17 protein-coding genes are annotated in these 15,776 nt (G+C 63.6%); 9 read left to right on the top strand and 8 right to left on the bottom strand.

All coding sequences use genetic code 11. The features are described 5' to 3' along the window. Positions 1-68 precede the first annotated feature (68 nt). The 9 genes from A7A09_RS18090 to A7A09_RS18055 all read left to right on the top strand — a co-directional run bounded on the left by A7A09_RS18090 (position 69) and on the right by A7A09_RS18055 (position 7,582). On the top strand, positions 69-851 hold the full coding sequence (locus A7A09_RS18090) for a cyclase family protein (protein WP_106692688.1): 783 nt from the start codon (positions 69-71) through the stop codon (positions 849-851). Positions 852-855: 4 nt separating this feature from the next. Further along, positions 856-1,575: an SDR family oxidoreductase gene (locus A7A09_RS18085; protein ID WP_106692687.1), complete on the top strand. Its 720-nt coding sequence runs from the start codon at positions 856-858 to the stop codon at positions 1,573-1,575. Between the two features lie 281 nt (positions 1,576-1,856). Then, entirely contained in the window at positions 1,857-2,690 is an 834-nt protein-coding gene (locus A7A09_RS21920) for an NAD/NADP-dependent octopine/nopaline dehydrogenase family protein (RefSeq protein ID WP_211341183.1), read from the top strand. Positions 2,691-2,710: 20 nt separating this feature from the next. Further along, entirely contained in the window at positions 2,711-2,944 is a 234-nt protein-coding gene (locus A7A09_RS21915; RefSeq protein ID WP_211341182.1) for a hypothetical protein, read from the top strand. Further along, the gene (locus A7A09_RS18075) at positions 2,941-3,957 is read left to right on the top strand and encodes a 3-hydroxybutyryl-CoA dehydrogenase (RefSeq protein ID WP_106692686.1); all 1,017 of its coding nucleotides are present in this window, start codon (positions 2,941-2,943) and stop codon (positions 3,955-3,957) included. The genes A7A09_RS21915 and A7A09_RS18075 overlap by 4 nt, the downstream gene beginning before the upstream one ends. Positions 3,958-3,975: 18 nt before the next feature. Next, positions 3,976-4,971: a TRAP transporter substrate-binding protein DctP gene (gene dctP, locus A7A09_RS18070; RefSeq protein ID WP_106692685.1), complete on the top strand. Its 996-nt coding sequence runs from the start codon at positions 3,976-3,978 to the stop codon at positions 4,969-4,971. Positions 4,972-4,978: 7 nt separating this feature from the next. Further along, a complete protein-coding gene (locus tag A7A09_RS18065; RefSeq protein WP_211341181.1) occupies positions 4,979-5,479 on the top strand; it encodes a TRAP transporter small permease in 501 nt (166 codons plus the stop codon). An 11-nt stretch (positions 5,480-5,490) separates the two neighbouring features. Next, positions 5,491-6,786, top strand: coding sequence for a TRAP transporter large permease (locus A7A09_RS18060; protein WP_106692683.1), 1,296 nt, complete (start codon positions 5,491-5,493; stop codon positions 6,784-6,786). Between the two features lie 259 nt (positions 6,787-7,045). Continuing rightward, positions 7,046-7,582 carry a hypothetical protein gene (locus A7A09_RS18055; RefSeq protein ID WP_148043715.1) on the top strand — a complete coding sequence of 179 codons (537 nt, stop codon included), beginning with the start codon at positions 7,046-7,048 and terminating at the stop codon, positions 7,580-7,582. A 118-nt stretch (positions 7,583-7,700) separates the two neighbouring features. Here A7A09_RS18055 and A7A09_RS18050 read toward each other — a convergent pair whose 3' ends face one another. The 8 genes from A7A09_RS18050 to A7A09_RS18015 form a co-directional block, all read right to left on the bottom strand. Next, the gene (locus A7A09_RS18050; RefSeq protein WP_211341180.1) at positions 7,701-8,294 is read right to left on the bottom strand and encodes a TetR/AcrR family transcriptional regulator; all 594 of its coding nucleotides are present in this window, start codon (positions 8,292-8,294) and stop codon (positions 7,701-7,703) included. Positions 8,295-8,399: 105 nt separating this feature from the next. Then, positions 8,400-9,227: a sugar phosphate isomerase/epimerase family protein gene (locus A7A09_RS18045; protein WP_106692680.1), complete on the bottom strand. Its 828-nt coding sequence runs from the start codon at positions 9,225-9,227 to the stop codon at positions 8,400-8,402. Further along, complete coding sequence (locus A7A09_RS18040; RefSeq protein WP_106692679.1) at positions 9,224-10,366, bottom strand: dihydrodipicolinate synthase family protein; 1,143 nt, start codon at positions 10,364-10,366, stop codon at positions 9,224-9,226. The genes A7A09_RS18045 and A7A09_RS18040 overlap by 4 nt, the downstream gene beginning before the upstream one ends. Beyond that, positions 10,363-11,523, bottom strand: a complete 1,161-nt coding sequence (locus A7A09_RS18035) for a Gfo/Idh/MocA family protein (protein ID WP_106692678.1) — start codon at positions 11,521-11,523, stop codon at positions 10,363-10,365. The genes A7A09_RS18040 and A7A09_RS18035 overlap by 4 nt, the downstream gene beginning before the upstream one ends. 42 nt (positions 11,524-11,565) lie before the next feature. Continuing rightward, positions 11,566-12,909, bottom strand: coding sequence for an enolase C-terminal domain-like protein (locus A7A09_RS18030; RefSeq protein WP_106692677.1), 1,344 nt, complete (start codon positions 12,907-12,909; stop codon positions 11,566-11,568). Beyond that, complete coding sequence (locus tag A7A09_RS18025) at positions 12,906-13,736, bottom strand: sugar phosphate isomerase/epimerase family protein (protein WP_106692676.1); 831 nt, start codon at positions 13,734-13,736, stop codon at positions 12,906-12,908. The genes A7A09_RS18030 and A7A09_RS18025 overlap by 4 nt, the downstream gene beginning before the upstream one ends. Continuing rightward, positions 13,729-15,246 carry a tripartite tricarboxylate transporter permease gene (locus A7A09_RS18020; RefSeq protein WP_106692675.1) on the bottom strand — a complete coding sequence of 506 codons (1,518 nt, stop codon included), beginning with the start codon at positions 15,244-15,246 and terminating at the stop codon, positions 13,729-13,731. The genes A7A09_RS18025 and A7A09_RS18020 overlap by 8 nt, the downstream gene beginning before the upstream one ends. Next, positions 15,243-15,722 carry a tripartite tricarboxylate transporter TctB family protein gene (locus tag A7A09_RS18015; protein ID WP_106692674.1) on the bottom strand — a complete coding sequence of 160 codons (480 nt, stop codon included), beginning with the start codon at positions 15,720-15,722 and terminating at the stop codon, positions 15,243-15,245. The genes A7A09_RS18020 and A7A09_RS18015 overlap by 4 nt, the downstream gene beginning before the upstream one ends. Between the last annotated feature and the right edge of the window lie 54 nt (positions 15,723-15,776).

Genomic DNA, 15,776 nt, shown 5'->3' with positions numbered 1-15,776 from the left:
CCATCGCGGGACGCAGGCTGCACCCATCCCGCCCGAAGCCCGAACCGATCCAGCAAAGGAGTCACCCCATGACCGGCATACTCGCCAATCTGTCCGGCGCGCTCGCCTCGGGCCGTGTCGAGATCGTCGACCTCACCCACCGCCTGACCCCGGATTTCCCGGTCATGGTCCTGCCGCCGGAATTCGGCCAATGCGCGCCTTTCCGCAAGACCGAGGTCAGCGCCTATGACCATCGCGGCCCGGCATGGCGCTGGAACGAGATCACCATGAACGAGCATACCGGCACGCATTTCGACGCGCCGAGCCACTGGATCACCGGCCGCGACGTGCCCGATGGCGCCACCGACTCGATCCCGGTGCGCAATTTCGTCGGCCCCGTCGTGGTGATCGATTTCACCGCCGAGGCCGCAGCCGATGAAGACGCGCTCCTGGAAGTCGCACATATTCAAGCATGGGAGGAACGCCATGGCCGGGTCCCCGCGGATTGCTGGGTCTTTCTGCGCACCGACTGGTCGAAACGCCAGGGCGCTGCCTATCTGAATCTGCGCGAGGACGGCGCGCATTCCCCCGGCCCCTCGCCCGATGCGATCCGTTTCCTGGTCGAAAAGCGTGACATTCGCGGCTTCGGGACCGAGACGGTGGGCACCGATGCCGGTCAGGCGGGACACCTGGACCCGCCCTACCCGGCCCATGCCACCCTGCATGGCGCGGGGCGCTACGGGCTGCAATGCATGTGCGACCTCGACCGGCTGCCCGCGACCGGGGCGGTGCTTCTCGCCGCGCCGCTCAAGATCGAGAACGGCTCGGGCAGCCCGCTGCGGGTGCTGGCGCTGGTCGAGAAGGAGGGCTGAGGAGATGAGCGATTACACCGCCGTCATCACCGGCGGAAACAAGGGCATCGGCGCCGATCTGGCGCAGGCGATGCGGGGGCGGGGCTGGCATGTGGTCTCGCTCGCGCGGCATCGATCCGGCGCCGAGGGGATCGAGGAGGTCACCGCCGACCTGACCGATCCGCGGGCCGTGGCCCATGCCGCCGCCGAGATTGCCGCACGGCACAAGGTGACGCATCTGGTCCATAATGCCGGGATCATCCTGCCCAACCTGATCGAAGATGCCCGTGTCGAAGAGATGCAAACCCTTACCCAGCTTCACCTCGGCGCGGCGCTGCAATTGCTGCAGGCCTTCCTGCCCGCCATGAAGGAGCGGGGCTTCGGGCGGGTGCTGTTCAACGGCTCGCGCGCGGCGCTCGGGGCCAAGACACGGACATCCTATTCGGCCAGCAAGGCGGGCATGATCGGCATGGCCCGGACATGGGCGCTGGAGCTTGCCCCGCACGGGATCACCGTGAATGTCGTCGCCCCCGGCCCGGTGCTGACCGACAATTTCTGGGGCATTGTCCCGAAAGGCAGCGATGCCGAGAGCGACCTTGCCACGCGCCTGCCGGTCGGACGGCTCGGCACGGTCGGGGACATCACCCGCGCCTTCATGTTCTTTGCCGAGCCCGAGGCCGGGTTCGTCACCGGCCAGACGCTGTATGTCTGCGGCGGCGCCAGTATCGGCGGGGTGCCGATCTAGGGATCTATACGGGATTGCGTCCCGCGATGGCCGGGGGCGCTTCGCCCCCGTCGCCGGGTGGTTCTCGAACCAGTGGCGCACCACCCGACAACCCCAGAGGATATTTGCATGAAGAAGAAGTGACCTGTGCGACGCCCGACGGGGCGAAGCACGAAATGGGCCGGGTCGCGCTTATATGTGCAAATGCATATTTACAAATTTGAAATAATATTATAGCAAGGCGCGGCATCTGCTCATTTTCATCAATCTATTCGCAGTGACATCGATGAACGGGAGGAAAGATGAAGATAGCAGTGATAGGCGGGGGAAACGGCTGCTTTGCCGCCGTGGCGGATTTCTCCGAGGCCGGGCACGAGATCGGCTGGTGGCGGCGCAACGGGCCGCAATCCGGCGCAACGGCGCTGACCCTGATCGACCACAAGGGCAGCCACGAGATTCCCGCCCGGGCGACGGATGACCTGGCGGCAACGCTGGCGGGGGCCGAGCTGATCTTTATCCCCACCCCGGCATTCTCGCAGGAGGATATCGCCCGCAGCCTTGCGCCCCATCTGCGGGACGGACAGGTGATCTTCCTCGCCCCCGGCAGTTTCGGCAGCCTTCGCATGGCGCAGATCCTGCGCGAGGCGGGTTGCGACGCCGATGTTGCACTGGCCGAAACCGGCACATTGCCGTGGCTTGCCCGCAAGCAGGGGCCGGATGCGGTGCGCATCACCACCCGCGCCTCGCGCCTGCCGACCGGCGTCTTTCCCGCAAGGCTGACCGATCACGCCCTGGACATCATCGGACGCGCCTTTCCCGGCGTGATCGAGCGGTCAGAGGACGCGTTGTCCGGCGCTCTGATGAATGCCGGGCCAATCATCCATCCGCCGCTGATCCTGATGAATGCCGGCCCCATCGAGCATTTCGACCGTTGGGACATCCATAACGAGGGCACGCAGCCATCGATCCGCCGGGTTCATGACGCGCTGGACGGGGAACGGATCGCCCTGCGCGAAGCGCTTGGATATACCGCCCCGCATTTCCCGCTGCGCGATCATTACGAGACCGCCCAGTGGATGTATGGCAACCTGGCCCATGACAAGCTGGTGGCTCGGGCGACTGGCATGAAAAGCTGAATCTCGGCGATCACCGCTACATGAGCGAGGATATCGCCTATGGGCTTGCTCTGCTTGTCTCGGTCGCCGATTGGGCCGGGGTCGATGTGCCGGTGGCCAAGGGGCTGCTGGCGCTGGCCTCTGCCGTGACCGGGAAGGACCTGCGCCACGGGCCGCGCACGATCGAGGCGATGGGCCTGTCGGGCCTGAACCGGGCCGAGATGACCGAGCTTCTGCAGGACGGCAACCTGTCGCTGGCCGGGGTGGCGGCATGAGCCGAAGGCCGGTCCTCTGCCTTGGCGCGGGCCGGATGGGCCGGGGGATCGCCCATGCCATGGCACATGGCGGGCATGATGTCCGGCTCCTGGACATGAAACCCCGCGAACCGGCGGATTTCCGGCGCCTGCATGACGAGGCGCTGACCGAGATCGGCCGTAGCCTGGCGATGGTCGCGGATCTGGGCGGCTTCGATCCCGCGCTTGTGGGTGGCATCCTTGGCCGGGTCTCGATCCACCCGCTGGATCAGGCCGAGGCGGCATTCACCGGGGCCGAGCTGATCTTCGAGGCGGTTCCGGAAACGCGGGACGCCAAGGCCGCCGCCTTCGCATTGGCCGACCGCCATGCGGGGGGCGACGCGATCCTTGCCTCGACGACATCGACCATGCTGGCGACCGAATTGGCGGGGCTGACCGCCCTGCCCGGCCGGACGCTGAACGCGCATTGGCTCAACCCCGCCTTCCTCGTGCCGCTGGTCGAGATCAGCCCGAACGAACAGACCGACCCCGACATCCTCGCCCGGCTGGAACGGATCCTCGAGCAGCTTGGCAAGGTTCCGGTGCGATGCAAGGCCTCGCCCGGCTATATCGTTCCGCGCATCCAGGCATTGGCGATGAACGAGGCCGCGCGGCTGGTCGAAGAGGGCGTGGCAAGCGCCGAAGACGTGGACCGCGCGGTGAAATACGGCTTTGGCCTGCGTTTCGGGGTGCTGGGGCTGTTGGAATTCATCGATTGGGGCGGCGGCGACATCCTGTATCACGCCAGCCGCTACATGGCGCAGGCGACCGGGGATCAGCGCTTTGCCGCCCCCGCCATCGTCAATGACAAGATGGAGAGGGGCCAGATCGGTCTGCGGACCGGACAGGGCTTTTTCGACTATTCGGACCGCGACATCGACGCCTATCGCCGCGAGCGGCTTGGGGCGTTCCTGGCGGCGGTCCGCAACGCGGGACTGTGGAACCAGCCCGTCACGAGCGCGGATGAACCGCGCCGATCCCCGCCAGAACAATGACCAGCAGGAGTTGACCGGATGAAAGCCCCCCGCCAGATCTTCGGACTATTCGCCGCCAGCAGCCTTGCCGCGCTTTTGGCAAGCGCGGCCGCCCATGCCGAAACCACGCTCAAGGCCGTCTCTGCCTTTCCGGCGAACCTCGCCTTTGCGCAAAGCTTCCAGGGCTTTGTCGAACTGGTGAACGAACGCGGCAAGGGCGTGGTGCAGATCCAGATGATGGGCGGGCCCGAGGTCTTTCCGCCCAACCAGCAGATCGACGCCGTCAGCCGCGGCATCGTCGATATGCAATATGGTCCCGCCACCTATTCCATCGGCACGCTGCCCGAGGCCTATGCCTTTGTCGGCGGCACCGTCGATCCGGTGGAAACCCGCAAGAATGGCGGGCTGGACGTCATGCGCGAGGCGATGCTGGAAAAGCTGGGCGTCTACCTGCTTGGCCGCCCGGATTCGGATATCCGCTTCTATATCTACACGGTCGGCGAACCCAAGCGCAGCGAGGATGGCGGCGTGGACCTGTCGGGGATGCAGCTTCGCGCCCTGCCGATCTATAACAAGTTCTTCGAGTCCCTCGGCGCGGTGCCGATCTCGGTGCCGGTTGCCGATGTCTATACCGGGCTGGAGCGGAACACCTTCGACGGGCTGGGCTTTCCGATGATCGGAATCCGCGACCTGTCATGGGACAAGTTCCTGAAATACCGCATCGATCCGGGCTTCTTCCAGGGCGATTTGTCGATCGTGCTCAATCCCGAATCCTGGGAAGGGCTGGCGCCCGAGGCACAGGAGCTGCTGACGCAGGCCGCCGCCGATTGGGAAGTCCAGAGCGGCGAGCATTTCATCGAACTGGCCAAGGAAACCGAGACCGGGATCGCCGAGGCCGGGGTCGAGACCGTCCAGCTTGAAGGCGAAGCGGCCGAGAAATTTCTCGACGCCGCCTACGAGACCTCGTGGCAGGCGCTGAAGGAATCCGGCTCGCCCTATTACGACCGCCTCCGCGAAACCTTCTACGACCGCTGAGGGCATGATGGCCATCCTGGGCAAGCTGTATTCGGGTCTGATCCATGCGCTGGCGGTGCTGGCCGTCATCTCGATCCTCGTGGCGACGGGGCTGATCCTTGGCGATGTGACGATGCGCTACCTGGGGCTGGGCTCGATCCGGGCCTCCAGCACGCTGATCGAATATGCGCTGCTGTTCTCGACCATGCTGGGGGCGCCCTGGCTGATGCGGCGGCGCGGGCATATCACCGTCACCTCGCTGGTCGAACAATTGCCGCCCTCGGGCCAGAAAGCGGCGGGAGCGCTGGCACTGGGGATCTCGACCGTCACGCTGCTGATCCTTGGCTGGCGCTCGGCGATGGTCGGATATGACAAGTTCCTGCGCGGCGGCGCGGATATCCGGTCCATCGCGGTGCCGGAATGGGTTTCCTACGGCATCCTCGCCACCGGCTTCGTCCTGATGGGCACGGAATGCCTGCGCCTGATCCTGCAACGCCGTTTCGAGCCCCACGGCTCGGTCGCGGCATAGGGGGGACGGAGATGAGCTGGCAAGCGGCGGCGCTGCTTCTGGGCGGCGGAGTCATGTTCCTGATGGCCCTGGGCACGCCCGTGGTCATCGCCTTCCTGGCGGTCAACCTGATCGGCGCGGTGGTCTTCATGGGCGGCTTGGGCGGGATCGACCAGCTGATCGCCAATGCGACCTCCTCGATCACCTCTTTCGCGCTGGTGCCGGTGCCGCTGTTCATCCTGATGGGAGAGCTGCTGTTCCATACCGGCATGGCGGTGCGGGTCTTCGACGCGCTGGACAAGATCCTGGGCGCGATCCGGGCGCGGCTGGCCTATCTGACGGTGATCGGCGGCACGATCTTCGCCACGCTGTCGGGCAGCTCGATCGCCAATACCGCCATGCTCGGCTCGACCCTGATGCCCGACATGGAAAAGCGCGGCTACAGTAAAAGCCTGATCATGGGCCCGATCATCGCCACCGGCAGCATCGCGATGATCATCCCGCCCTCGTCGCTGGCGGTGCTCTTGGGCTCGCTGGCCAGGATCGATGTCGGCGCGTTGCTGCTGGCGGGCGTGGTGCCGGGGATCATCCTGTCGGTCATGTACCTGGCGGTGATCCGGCTGCATGTCTGGATCGACCCCGAGGCCGCGCCACCGGTCTCGCCGGTCTCGGTGCCGACACGCGAAAAGGCGCTGGCGCTGCTGCGCGATGTCGCACCGATGGGGCTGGTGATCTTCGCCGTCATCGGGCTGATCATCCTCGGCGTGGCCAGCCCGACCGAATCCGCCGCCTTCGGCGTGCTGGCCGTGGCGGTGCTTGCGCTGTTCTACGGCAAGCTGCGCTGGCAGGCGGTGGAAAAGGCGCTGTGGGGCACGCTGTCGGTCTCGGTGATGATGCTGGTGATCATCCTCGCCTCCTCGACCTTTTCGCAACTGCTGGCCTTTTCCGGCGCTTCGGCGGGGCTGGTCGCCTGGACGGCGGGATTCGAGCTTGGTCCGCATGCCACGCTGCTCGCCATGCTGGCGGTGCTGATCCTGCTGGGGATGTTCATGGACCAGCTGTCGATCATGATGCTGACCCTGCCGATCTTCATGCCTCTGATCGGCATGCAGGGGATCGATCCGCTGCAATTCGGCATCATCATGCTGCTGGCGCTGGAACTGAGCCTTGCCACGCCGCCCTTCGGCCTGCTGCTGTTCGTCATGCTGGGGGTCGCGCCGAAAGGCACCTCGATCTGGCAGGTCGTGCGCGCCTGCCTGCCCTACCTGGCCTGCACGCTGATCCTGATCCTCACCCTGATCTGGCTGCCCGGGCTGATCATCTGGTAGTAGGGACCAGGGCTTGGCTGACGCGCTGTTGCGAAGCCCTTTCCATCGGCTGGTGAGGAGTGCGCCGACCTGTGCCGGAGGCAAAGCGGCTCAAGGCGCTCGAGAACGAGAAGCCAAGCCCAGGAACAGGCCATGCAGGGCCAGATGCTGGTCAACGGCCAGCCTATGAGCTAGCCTTCCGGCCATAATGGCCGATGCGGCACCGGTCACCGGCGGGACTGTCGGGCTGGATGCCTTGCAACTCCGGAAGAGAATAATCATGCGAAGCATTTTCATCGCTGCGATCATGCTATTGTCAGCCGGGGCCGCCATGGCAGAGGAAACGCCGATCTGCTTCGGCAAGACCTTCGACACCCAACACATGCAGGCACATCCGCTGCAGACTGTCCGCGACATCCGCGCCCGCATGCTGATCCTGCGCGACGACAGATCGGATGAGCCCAGCTATGGGTATGATATCCGCGTTCTCTTCCGGGATGACCCGCGTGAATTCAGGTCATTGCCCGGCTGCTGGGAGAGTAGTGACGGCTTGACCTGCCAGGTCGACTGCGATGGCGGGTCCGTCAAGCCGAGGATGACCGGCGATGGCAGGCTGAAACTCACGATCTATCACTTGCGCACCGAAACGACCGAGCGCCTGCCGGATGACGAGGGGGGCTGCACCGGCCCCGTCACCCGCAATATCGTGAATGAGACCGATCCGGAAGGTAACGCGGAATCGGTATTCGTCCTTTTTCCGCGCGATAACCGGGAATGCCTGTGGGAAGACTTCGAGCCAAAGACCGAGCTTCCGTGACACCAGGTGCCCGGCTGTGAAACGGCGCGAGGCTCGACGCCAACAGGTGTCACAAGTCATTGGGTTTCAAAATGAGAGCAGGGTCAGCCGCCGAAACCCATCCACAACCCGCCATCCTTCACGGAGCAAGATAGGCGAGCAGCATGTCCGCTGCCTGCTCGGCACGGCGGTCGAGCCAGGATTTGTTCATCTCGAGCTGGAACACCACCGACAAGGTGTGGCGATTGGAGACGGGAAAATAGCACAGGGATGCGATGAAGATATAGAACTCGACCGGATCGACGCCACAGCGGAAGACACCGGACTCTTCGCCCCGCCTCAACACATCGCGCAGCCGCTCGACCAGCACGGACTGGATCCCGGCGGCATCGCGAATTTCGCGAATGGTCGTCCCGCCGCGGAGGTTTTCGGTATTCAGCATCGAGATGAACCATGGTTTCTCCCGAAAATGGGTCATGGTGAACCGGACCAGCGCGCGCACAGCATCGGCAGGGGGAAGGGCATCCAGATTGAGCTCCGTCTCGCCCGCACGTATCTGGACATAAGCCTCTTTCAGCGCGGCGGCGTAGATCGCATCCTTGTCGCCGAAATAGTTGTAGAGCATCGGCTTGCTCAGACCGGCGGAATGGGCAATACGCTCGATCCGCGCGCCGCCATAGCCATAGGTCGAGAATTCTTCAAGCGCGGCCTGAAGTATCAGATCCTTGCTCAATTTCGCATCGCGGCGGCGTCTGGCTGGTTGCTTTGGTTTACTCATCTTTGCTTTCTGGCATGCAGATCGGGAAAATTCCCTATATTTTTACCTCCGTCTTGTCGATCAGCACGCCGTACGGCCACGCTCGACGATCACGGCCATGACCTCGTCCGCATCCCGGCGCCACCAATCGAGGGCCGAGAAGATCTCGACCTCGTTCAGCCCGGAAAATCCGTTCGCCTCGACCAGTCCGCGCAGACGGGGAAGGTCGATCACACCATCGCCCATCATTCCGCGATCGGTCAGCAGGTCGCGCGTCGGAACCAGCCAGTCACACAGGTGAAACCCCATGATCCGTTCCTTGCCTGCCCGCTTCAACTGGGCTTCGAGCTCGGGATCCCACCAGACATGATAGGCGTCCACCGCGCAGCCGATCCCCGGGCCAAGCCGATCGCAGATATCCAGTGCCTGGCGCATGGTGTTCACGCAGGCCCGGTCGGCCGCATACATCGGGTGCAATGGCTCGATCGCCACCTTGACCCCGGCCTTGCGGGCATATTCCAGCGTTGTAGCCAGCCCTTCCTCGACCACGGCCCAGGCATGGGGCAGATCACGGCTTCCCTCGGCAAGCCCGCCAACCACCATCACCAGGCAATCGGCGCCAATCTCGGCGGCCTCGTCGACGGCGCGGTGATTGTCGTCGATCACGGCCTGATCCAGCGCGCCGGTGGCCGTGTACCAGCCGCCGCGACATAGGCCGGAGACCCCCAGACCCGCGTCACGGATCGCCTTGGCTGCGGGCTTGACGCCCATTTCCTGAAGCTTGTCGCGCCATGGGCTGATGCCGCCGAAACCGTGCCGCGCACAGCCTTCGATACATTGCGCCAGGTTCCATTGCTCCCGCACGGTCGCGGTATTCAGCGAAAGCTGATGTGGTTCCAACCCGCTCATAGCTCGACCCCCCGCGCGGCAAAGACCGGCCGCGCCCGCGCTGCCACCAGTTCCGGATCAGTGAACAGCCCCGCCGAATTGGCCAGCCGGATGATGTCTGCCAGATGCAGGGTCGAACGCGTGCTCTCCTGCCCGCCGATCATGGTGAAATGATCCTGATGCCCGGTCAGATAGGCCATGAACACCACGCCGGTCTTGTAGAACCGCGTCGGGGCCTTGAAGATATGGCGGGACAGTGGAACCGTCGGAGCGAATGTCTGATGATAGGCCGCCTTGTCGCCTTCGGCCAGTTGCGACAGGGCGCGGGCCGCGACCCCGGCGATCGGATCGAAGATACCCAGAAGCGCATGCGAATATCCCCGGTCATCCCCTTCGATCAGATCGGGATAATTGAAATCGTCGCCGGTATACATGCGCACGCCCTCGGGCAGGCGGCGGCGCATGGCGATCTCCTTTTCAGCGCTCAGAAGGCTGATCTTGATCCCGTCCACCTTGGCCGCATTGGCCTCGATCACCGACAGGGCGGTATCCATTGCCGCCATGTGATCGGATGTCCCCCAATAGCCTTCGAGTGCCGGGTCGAACATCTCGCCGAGCCAGTGCAGAATGGCAGGTTGCTGAAGTCCGGAAAGCACGCGGGTATAGACGCGCTCGTAATCTTCCGGCCCCTTGGCCGCCCTTGCCAGCGCCCGGCTGGCCATCAGGATCACGCGGGAGCCGGCGGCCTCGACCGCCTCGCATTGTTCCTCGTAGGCTCGGATCACGTCATCCACCGTGACATCCGGCCCGGGAGCGAGATGATCGGTCCCTGCCCCGGAAGCAATCAATGCCCCCTTGTCCCGAGCCAGGGCGGTCGAGCGCCTGATCAGTTCCAGCGAGCTGGACCAATCCAGCCCCATTCCGCGCTGCGCCGTATCCATGGCTTCCGCCACGCCGAAGCCGAGCGACCACAGGTGCTCGCGGAAGGCCAGGGTGCGATCCCAATCCACATTGGCATCCAGCCAGGGATCGCCATCGGCCAGCGGATCGGCCACCACATGGGCGGCGGCATAGGCGATGCGGTTCCAGTTGCCGGTGGCTTTCGGCGCCGGTCCGGCCTGCAATGTCACCGCGCCATCGGGAAGGTTCAGCCTTGTCATAGCCCCAGATCCTCCAGATCGATCCAGCGCCGCTCTTTCGAACTCTGATAACCGGCCTGCGCCAGTTGCACACCCTTGGCCCCTTCGGCGAGGGTGTAATGCCAGGGCGCGTCCTCGGCCACATGCCGCAGGAACTGTTCCCACTGCACCTTGAAGCCGTTATCGAAAACGGTGTTATCCGGCACTTCCTCCCAATCGTCATAGAAGTCGAGCGGCTGAGGCATATCGGGGTTCCAGACCGGTTTCGGCGTATTCACCCGATGCTGGCTGTAACATTTATGCAGCCCGGCCACGGCAGAGCCATGGGTGCCGTCGACCTGGAACGTCACCAGATCGTCGCGCCGAACCCGTGTGCACCAGCTGGAATTGATATGCGCGACGATCTCGCCATCGGGACCGTCCAGCAGAAAGGTGGCATAGGCCGCGTCATCGGCTGTGGCCCGGTATTGCTTGCCCGCCTCGTCCACACGCTTGTCGATATGGGTAAAGCCGAGGCAGCTGACCGATTTCACCGGCGCCACCACGTTATCCAGCACATAGCGCCAGTGGCAGAGCATATCCGAGATCATGCCGCCGCCGTCCTCGGCACGGTAATTCCAGCTGGGGCGCTGCGCAGGCATCCAATCGCCTTCGAACACCCAATAGCCGAATTCTCCCTTGACCGAGAGGATCTTTCCGAAAAAGCCACTGTCGCGCAGGCGCTTGAGTTTCAAAAGCCCGGGCAGGTCCAGCTTGTCATGCACGATGCCATTCTTGACACCCTTGGCCTTGGCATGCCGGGCGATTTCCACCGCCTCCTCCAGCCCCTCGGAAACCGGTTTTTCCGAATAGACATGCTTGCCCGCGTCAATCGCCTGACGCAGCAACCCCGGACGCATCTGCGTGCTGGCAGCGTCAAAGAAGATCGTGTCGTCCGGATTGGCCAATGCGGCCTCCAGGTCGGTGGTGAAACGCTCGACCCCATGCGCCTTGGCCAATGCCTCGATCTTGTCTGCATTCCGGCCAACGATGATCGGGTCGGGCACCAGATGGGTACCATCGGCCAGCACGACGCCGCCCTGTTCACGAATGGCCAGAACCGATCTGATCAGGTGCTGGTTCATGCCCATACGGCCGGTGACGCCGTGCATGATTATTCCAATGCGTTGTTTTTTCATTATTATATCCTCTCGTGCTATTTTGCTGATGTCGAAACCCGGTCAGGATGCCATGTCCAGAACCCCGGACGCGCCAAAGCCGGGACGATCGAGGGAGGCGATACGCACGCGTCCCGTCCCGATCGCCAGTTCAATCCGGCCGTCCTGCCGCCGGAATATGTCTCCATGTGCTGAAAGCATGGCTTGTTGCTCGGCTGGCCCCGCCCCCTGCAAACCTCCCGCGAAATGATGGCCGTTGCGCTCCACGTCCCGCACGCCGCAGGCTGCGGCCATGGCGCTGTCCTGTGTCCAGCAAAGGCCGGGCTGGCAGGTGAGATCCTCGCCGCTTAATATGGCGCCCGCGGCCTTGGCCCGTGCCATGTTCACCAGCGCCCGCAAGACCCCTTTGCAGCTTTTGATAGAGGTCCCGGCCCAACCCAATGCCAATGCCCTTGGCAGGGCATCAAGACTGTCGTCGCTTTCATCGATCACAAGCGGAACGCCGAAATCCGCGAGGGTCTCAAGAGCGGTTTCCCGGGCAAAGGGCTGTTCGAAGAACCTGATCCTGCTGCTGATTTCGGCCAGATCGTTCCGGGCAAGCCTGTCCAGCAGGACGCGGAAGGCATCGGGGGTGTATTGCTCATTGGCATCCAGCGTCACGCCGCCCTGCATCCGCCCGCCCAGAATGGTCTGAAGCTCCGTCAGCCTTGCCGCGTCGCGCTCGGGATCGCCTTTGAGCTTGATTTTCCAGGCACGGATTCCGGTTGCATGCGAGACCTCGGTCACGGTCACCGGCAACCCGTCTTGCGGAGCATCTTGCGGGCGGTCCCGCAAGGGTGCATCGAACCCGATCGTGTGGCGCAGGTTGATCTGTTCCGGCGCCCCGATCCCCTTCATCACCGACAAGAACCTGTCCTTGGGCAAATCGGCGGGCAGATGACGCGACAGTCCGAAGATATCCGCCTGTGCCGCGCGCCAGAAAGGAAGCCCCGCCGCATGGCAGGCCGCATCGATGAGCGCCATTTCAAGCAGCGCCGGGCCGAAACCGGCGGCCAGTGCCGGCATGTCCGGGTTCAGTTGTTGCGGCACCGCCTCGCGCAGGTTCTGTGACAGGCTGGCAACCGTTCCCGACTGCCCATTCGCCAATCCGGCGGCAATCCCGGAAATTCGGCGCAGCTCGTTGACCGTGTCTTCGTTGCTCAGGGTGGTGCGCTTGTCGAACCAGCGCGGCACCATCAATTGCGCCGAATACCCTCGCAGGACGCGCCCCGCGATCTCGGTTTCTATTCGGCAATAGATCTCGGCGGTTTCGCGCATCTCGGTATTGCCGAACTGGAACGGCAAACGCATGGTAACGGGCCGCTCGGACAAAACGACATCGAGGATTTTCAGCTTCGGAGCGCTCATTCCAGCCCCCTTTCACATGCGCGCAGCGTGGCCATGGCCACCCCCGCGGTCACCCGCGCGTCGATCAGCTTGCGGAATGGCTCGACACCCACCGGGGTGGACCAGCCGGTCTCCCTGAGCGCCGCGACGATCTCATGGAACGGATCATCCCCCATGCCGGGCGCGCCGCGATTGGTGTCATTGGCGTGGATATGGCCGATATGCCCGCCCGGAACCCATTTCCGGATCAGCCCGCAAACGGGCGGCTCCATCTGCCCGGCCGCGCTGCAATCGATCATGGTGCGAAAGGCAGGGCTGCCGACCGCCTCGGCAAGTGCCGCGCCCTGCGCCACCGTCGTGATCACATCGGTCTCGGCCGTGGAAAGCGGTTCGATGCAATAGGTCACGCCCCGCGTCTCGGCCCGTTCCGCGACAGGTTTGAAAAACACCGCGAGATGTTCCGTCAGGGCATCGTCTGCCATCCCATCCGGCCGGCGCCTTTGTCCGGGAGAGCCATGAATCAGATAGTCGCCGCCCAGATCAGCACAAAGATCAACCAGATCCCCCAGAACCCCGGCGGTTTCAGCTTGCTTGTCCGGTGCGGTGATCGACAGATCGGGATAGCCCGACAGCAGCCAGTGAAGGCCGGTAATCCGAAGTCCGGCATCGGTAACGACAGTCCGGATTTCGTCGCGCTCCTGTTTGCTCAGCATATGCGGTGCGGAGGCAAGGGTCGCGGGGGCCAGTTCCAGCCCCATATAGCCCAACTCGCGCGTAACCGCGCATTGTTCGCGCAGGCTCAGCCCATCCGCCGCAAGCAACTCATTGCACAGGGTCAGGTCAAGCATCCTGCCCCCTCCGCCGGAACAGGCGCAGGACAGCCCGGCGCAGGAATGGCAGGTTGAACAGGATGGAGAGCACGATCAGTGCCACGAAACACGCCGAAACCGGGCGCGTGAAAAACGGCGTCAGATCGCCGTCGCTCAGGGTCAGACCACGGCGCAGGCTCTTGTCCAGCAGATCGCCCAGGATGATCCCCAGCACCAGCGGCGCCATCGGATATTTCATCTGCCGCAACAGGAAACCGGCAATGCCGAAGAACACCATGATCCAGACATCGAATATACGCTGGCTCAAGGCATAGGTGCCGATGACGCACAGGACGAAAACGACCGGCATCAGATAGGCATAGGGGACTTTCAGCACCTGGATGAAAGCCCGGGTCAGGGACAGCCCGTAGATGCCCATGGCAATCGTCGCCAGTATCAACATGGCGGCGATGGTGCTGATGAATTCCGGCTGCTCGATCATGATCAGCGGGCCGGGACGGATCCCGTGAATGAAGAACGCCGCGATCAGCACCGCCGCCGATGCCGAGCCGGGCACCGCCAGCGTGATCGCCGGGATAAGGGAGCCGGGAACAACGGCCGAATTTCCGGTTTCCGCCGCGATCAGTCCTTCCTGACTGCCCTTGCCGTATTTCTCCGGCTCCTCGCTGGTCTTGCGGGCAGCGGCATATGATGCCCAGGCACCGATATCCTCGCCCACGCCGGGAATGATCCCGACGAGCGTGCCGATGATGCCGGAACGGATGCAGACGAACTTGTAGCGCCAGAGATCGATCAGCCGAGGCAGGCTCCGGTCACTCTTGTCCTCTGTCACGGCCAAGACGCCCCGCCGGTTCCACATGGCGGTAAGCACTTCAGCAAAGCCGAAAGCGCCGACCATGGCGGGAATCAGCGCGATTCCGGCATTCAGGTCGTTAAACCCGAAGGAAAAACGCACATGGGCGTGGATCCCTTCCGATCCAACCATCGCGACCATCAGGCCGAGGATACCGGCAATATAGCCCTTGAGCGGCTTGTTGTCGGCTGTGAGCTGACCGGAAATCACCACACCGAACACCGCCAGCCAGAAGAATTCGAAACTGCCGAAACTGATCGCGGCCTCGGCCAGCGGCGGCGCGATCATGACCAGCATCACGATGGCCACAAGCGTGCCGATCATCGACCCGGCGGTCGCCAACCCCATCGCGTAGCGTCCGCGCCCGGATCGTGCCAGAGGGTAGCCATCAAGCGCCGTCGCGGCCGAGGCCGGAGTCCCCGGAATATTCAGCAGGATCGCGCTGCGCGAGCCACCGTAGATCGCCCCGACATACATGCAGAGCAGCACGAGTATCGCTGTGTCGCGATCCATCGAGTAGGTCAGGGTCGTCAGCAGGGCGACCCCCATCGTCGCCGTCAGGCCGGGCAAGCTGCCGACGAAAATTCCCAGCAGCATCGACCATGCCACATGGAACAAGGTGATCGGTGTCAGGAGCGTCCAGAGCGCGTTTCCGAGATCGATAAGCCCGCTCATGGCAGCCTCACCAGGAAAGCATGCTCGAACAATGCGGAAATGCCGTAGGAGATTCCAATGCCGAACAGCAGGGATACTGCCACGGCGACAAGCTTGTTTTTCCTGTCAGGCCAACTGAAGATCAACGTAAAGCCAAAGACGAATGCCGCGGTTGCCCAGATGAATGGCAGGGCTCCGACAAGCACCAGCGCGTAGAGGACGCAAATTCCACCGGTCAGGACGAGCCGCAGCCATGAGCCGTCGGCCATGACTTGTTCGTTCTCCGCCTCGGTCGTTTGCAGCGTGGATCGCCATAGAAAGATCGCGCAAACTGCCAGGAGAATACCAAGGATGATTGGCACCAGGCCCGGGATTGATGCCGGATGGATCTGGCGTATCTCCAGCCGGTCCATTGTCCAGCCACCGGCAGCCATTGCCACGCCGAGCACGAACAGGACCACCGCAGTCATGCGGTCAGCCGTCGTCATTCTCAACATTGGAGTTCCTTTCGCAGACACTGCGGCATTCGGGTTTTCCGGAAACGCCCAAGT

The sequence above is a fragment of the Paracoccus methylarcula genome, assembly GCF_003007735.2.
Taxonomy (GTDB): domain Bacteria; phylum Pseudomonadota; class Alphaproteobacteria; order Rhodobacterales; family Rhodobacteraceae; genus Paracoccus; species Paracoccus methylarcula.
The sequence above is the reverse complement of the archived record's forward strand: the minus strand, read 5'-3'. Positions and strand labels throughout refer to the sequence as shown.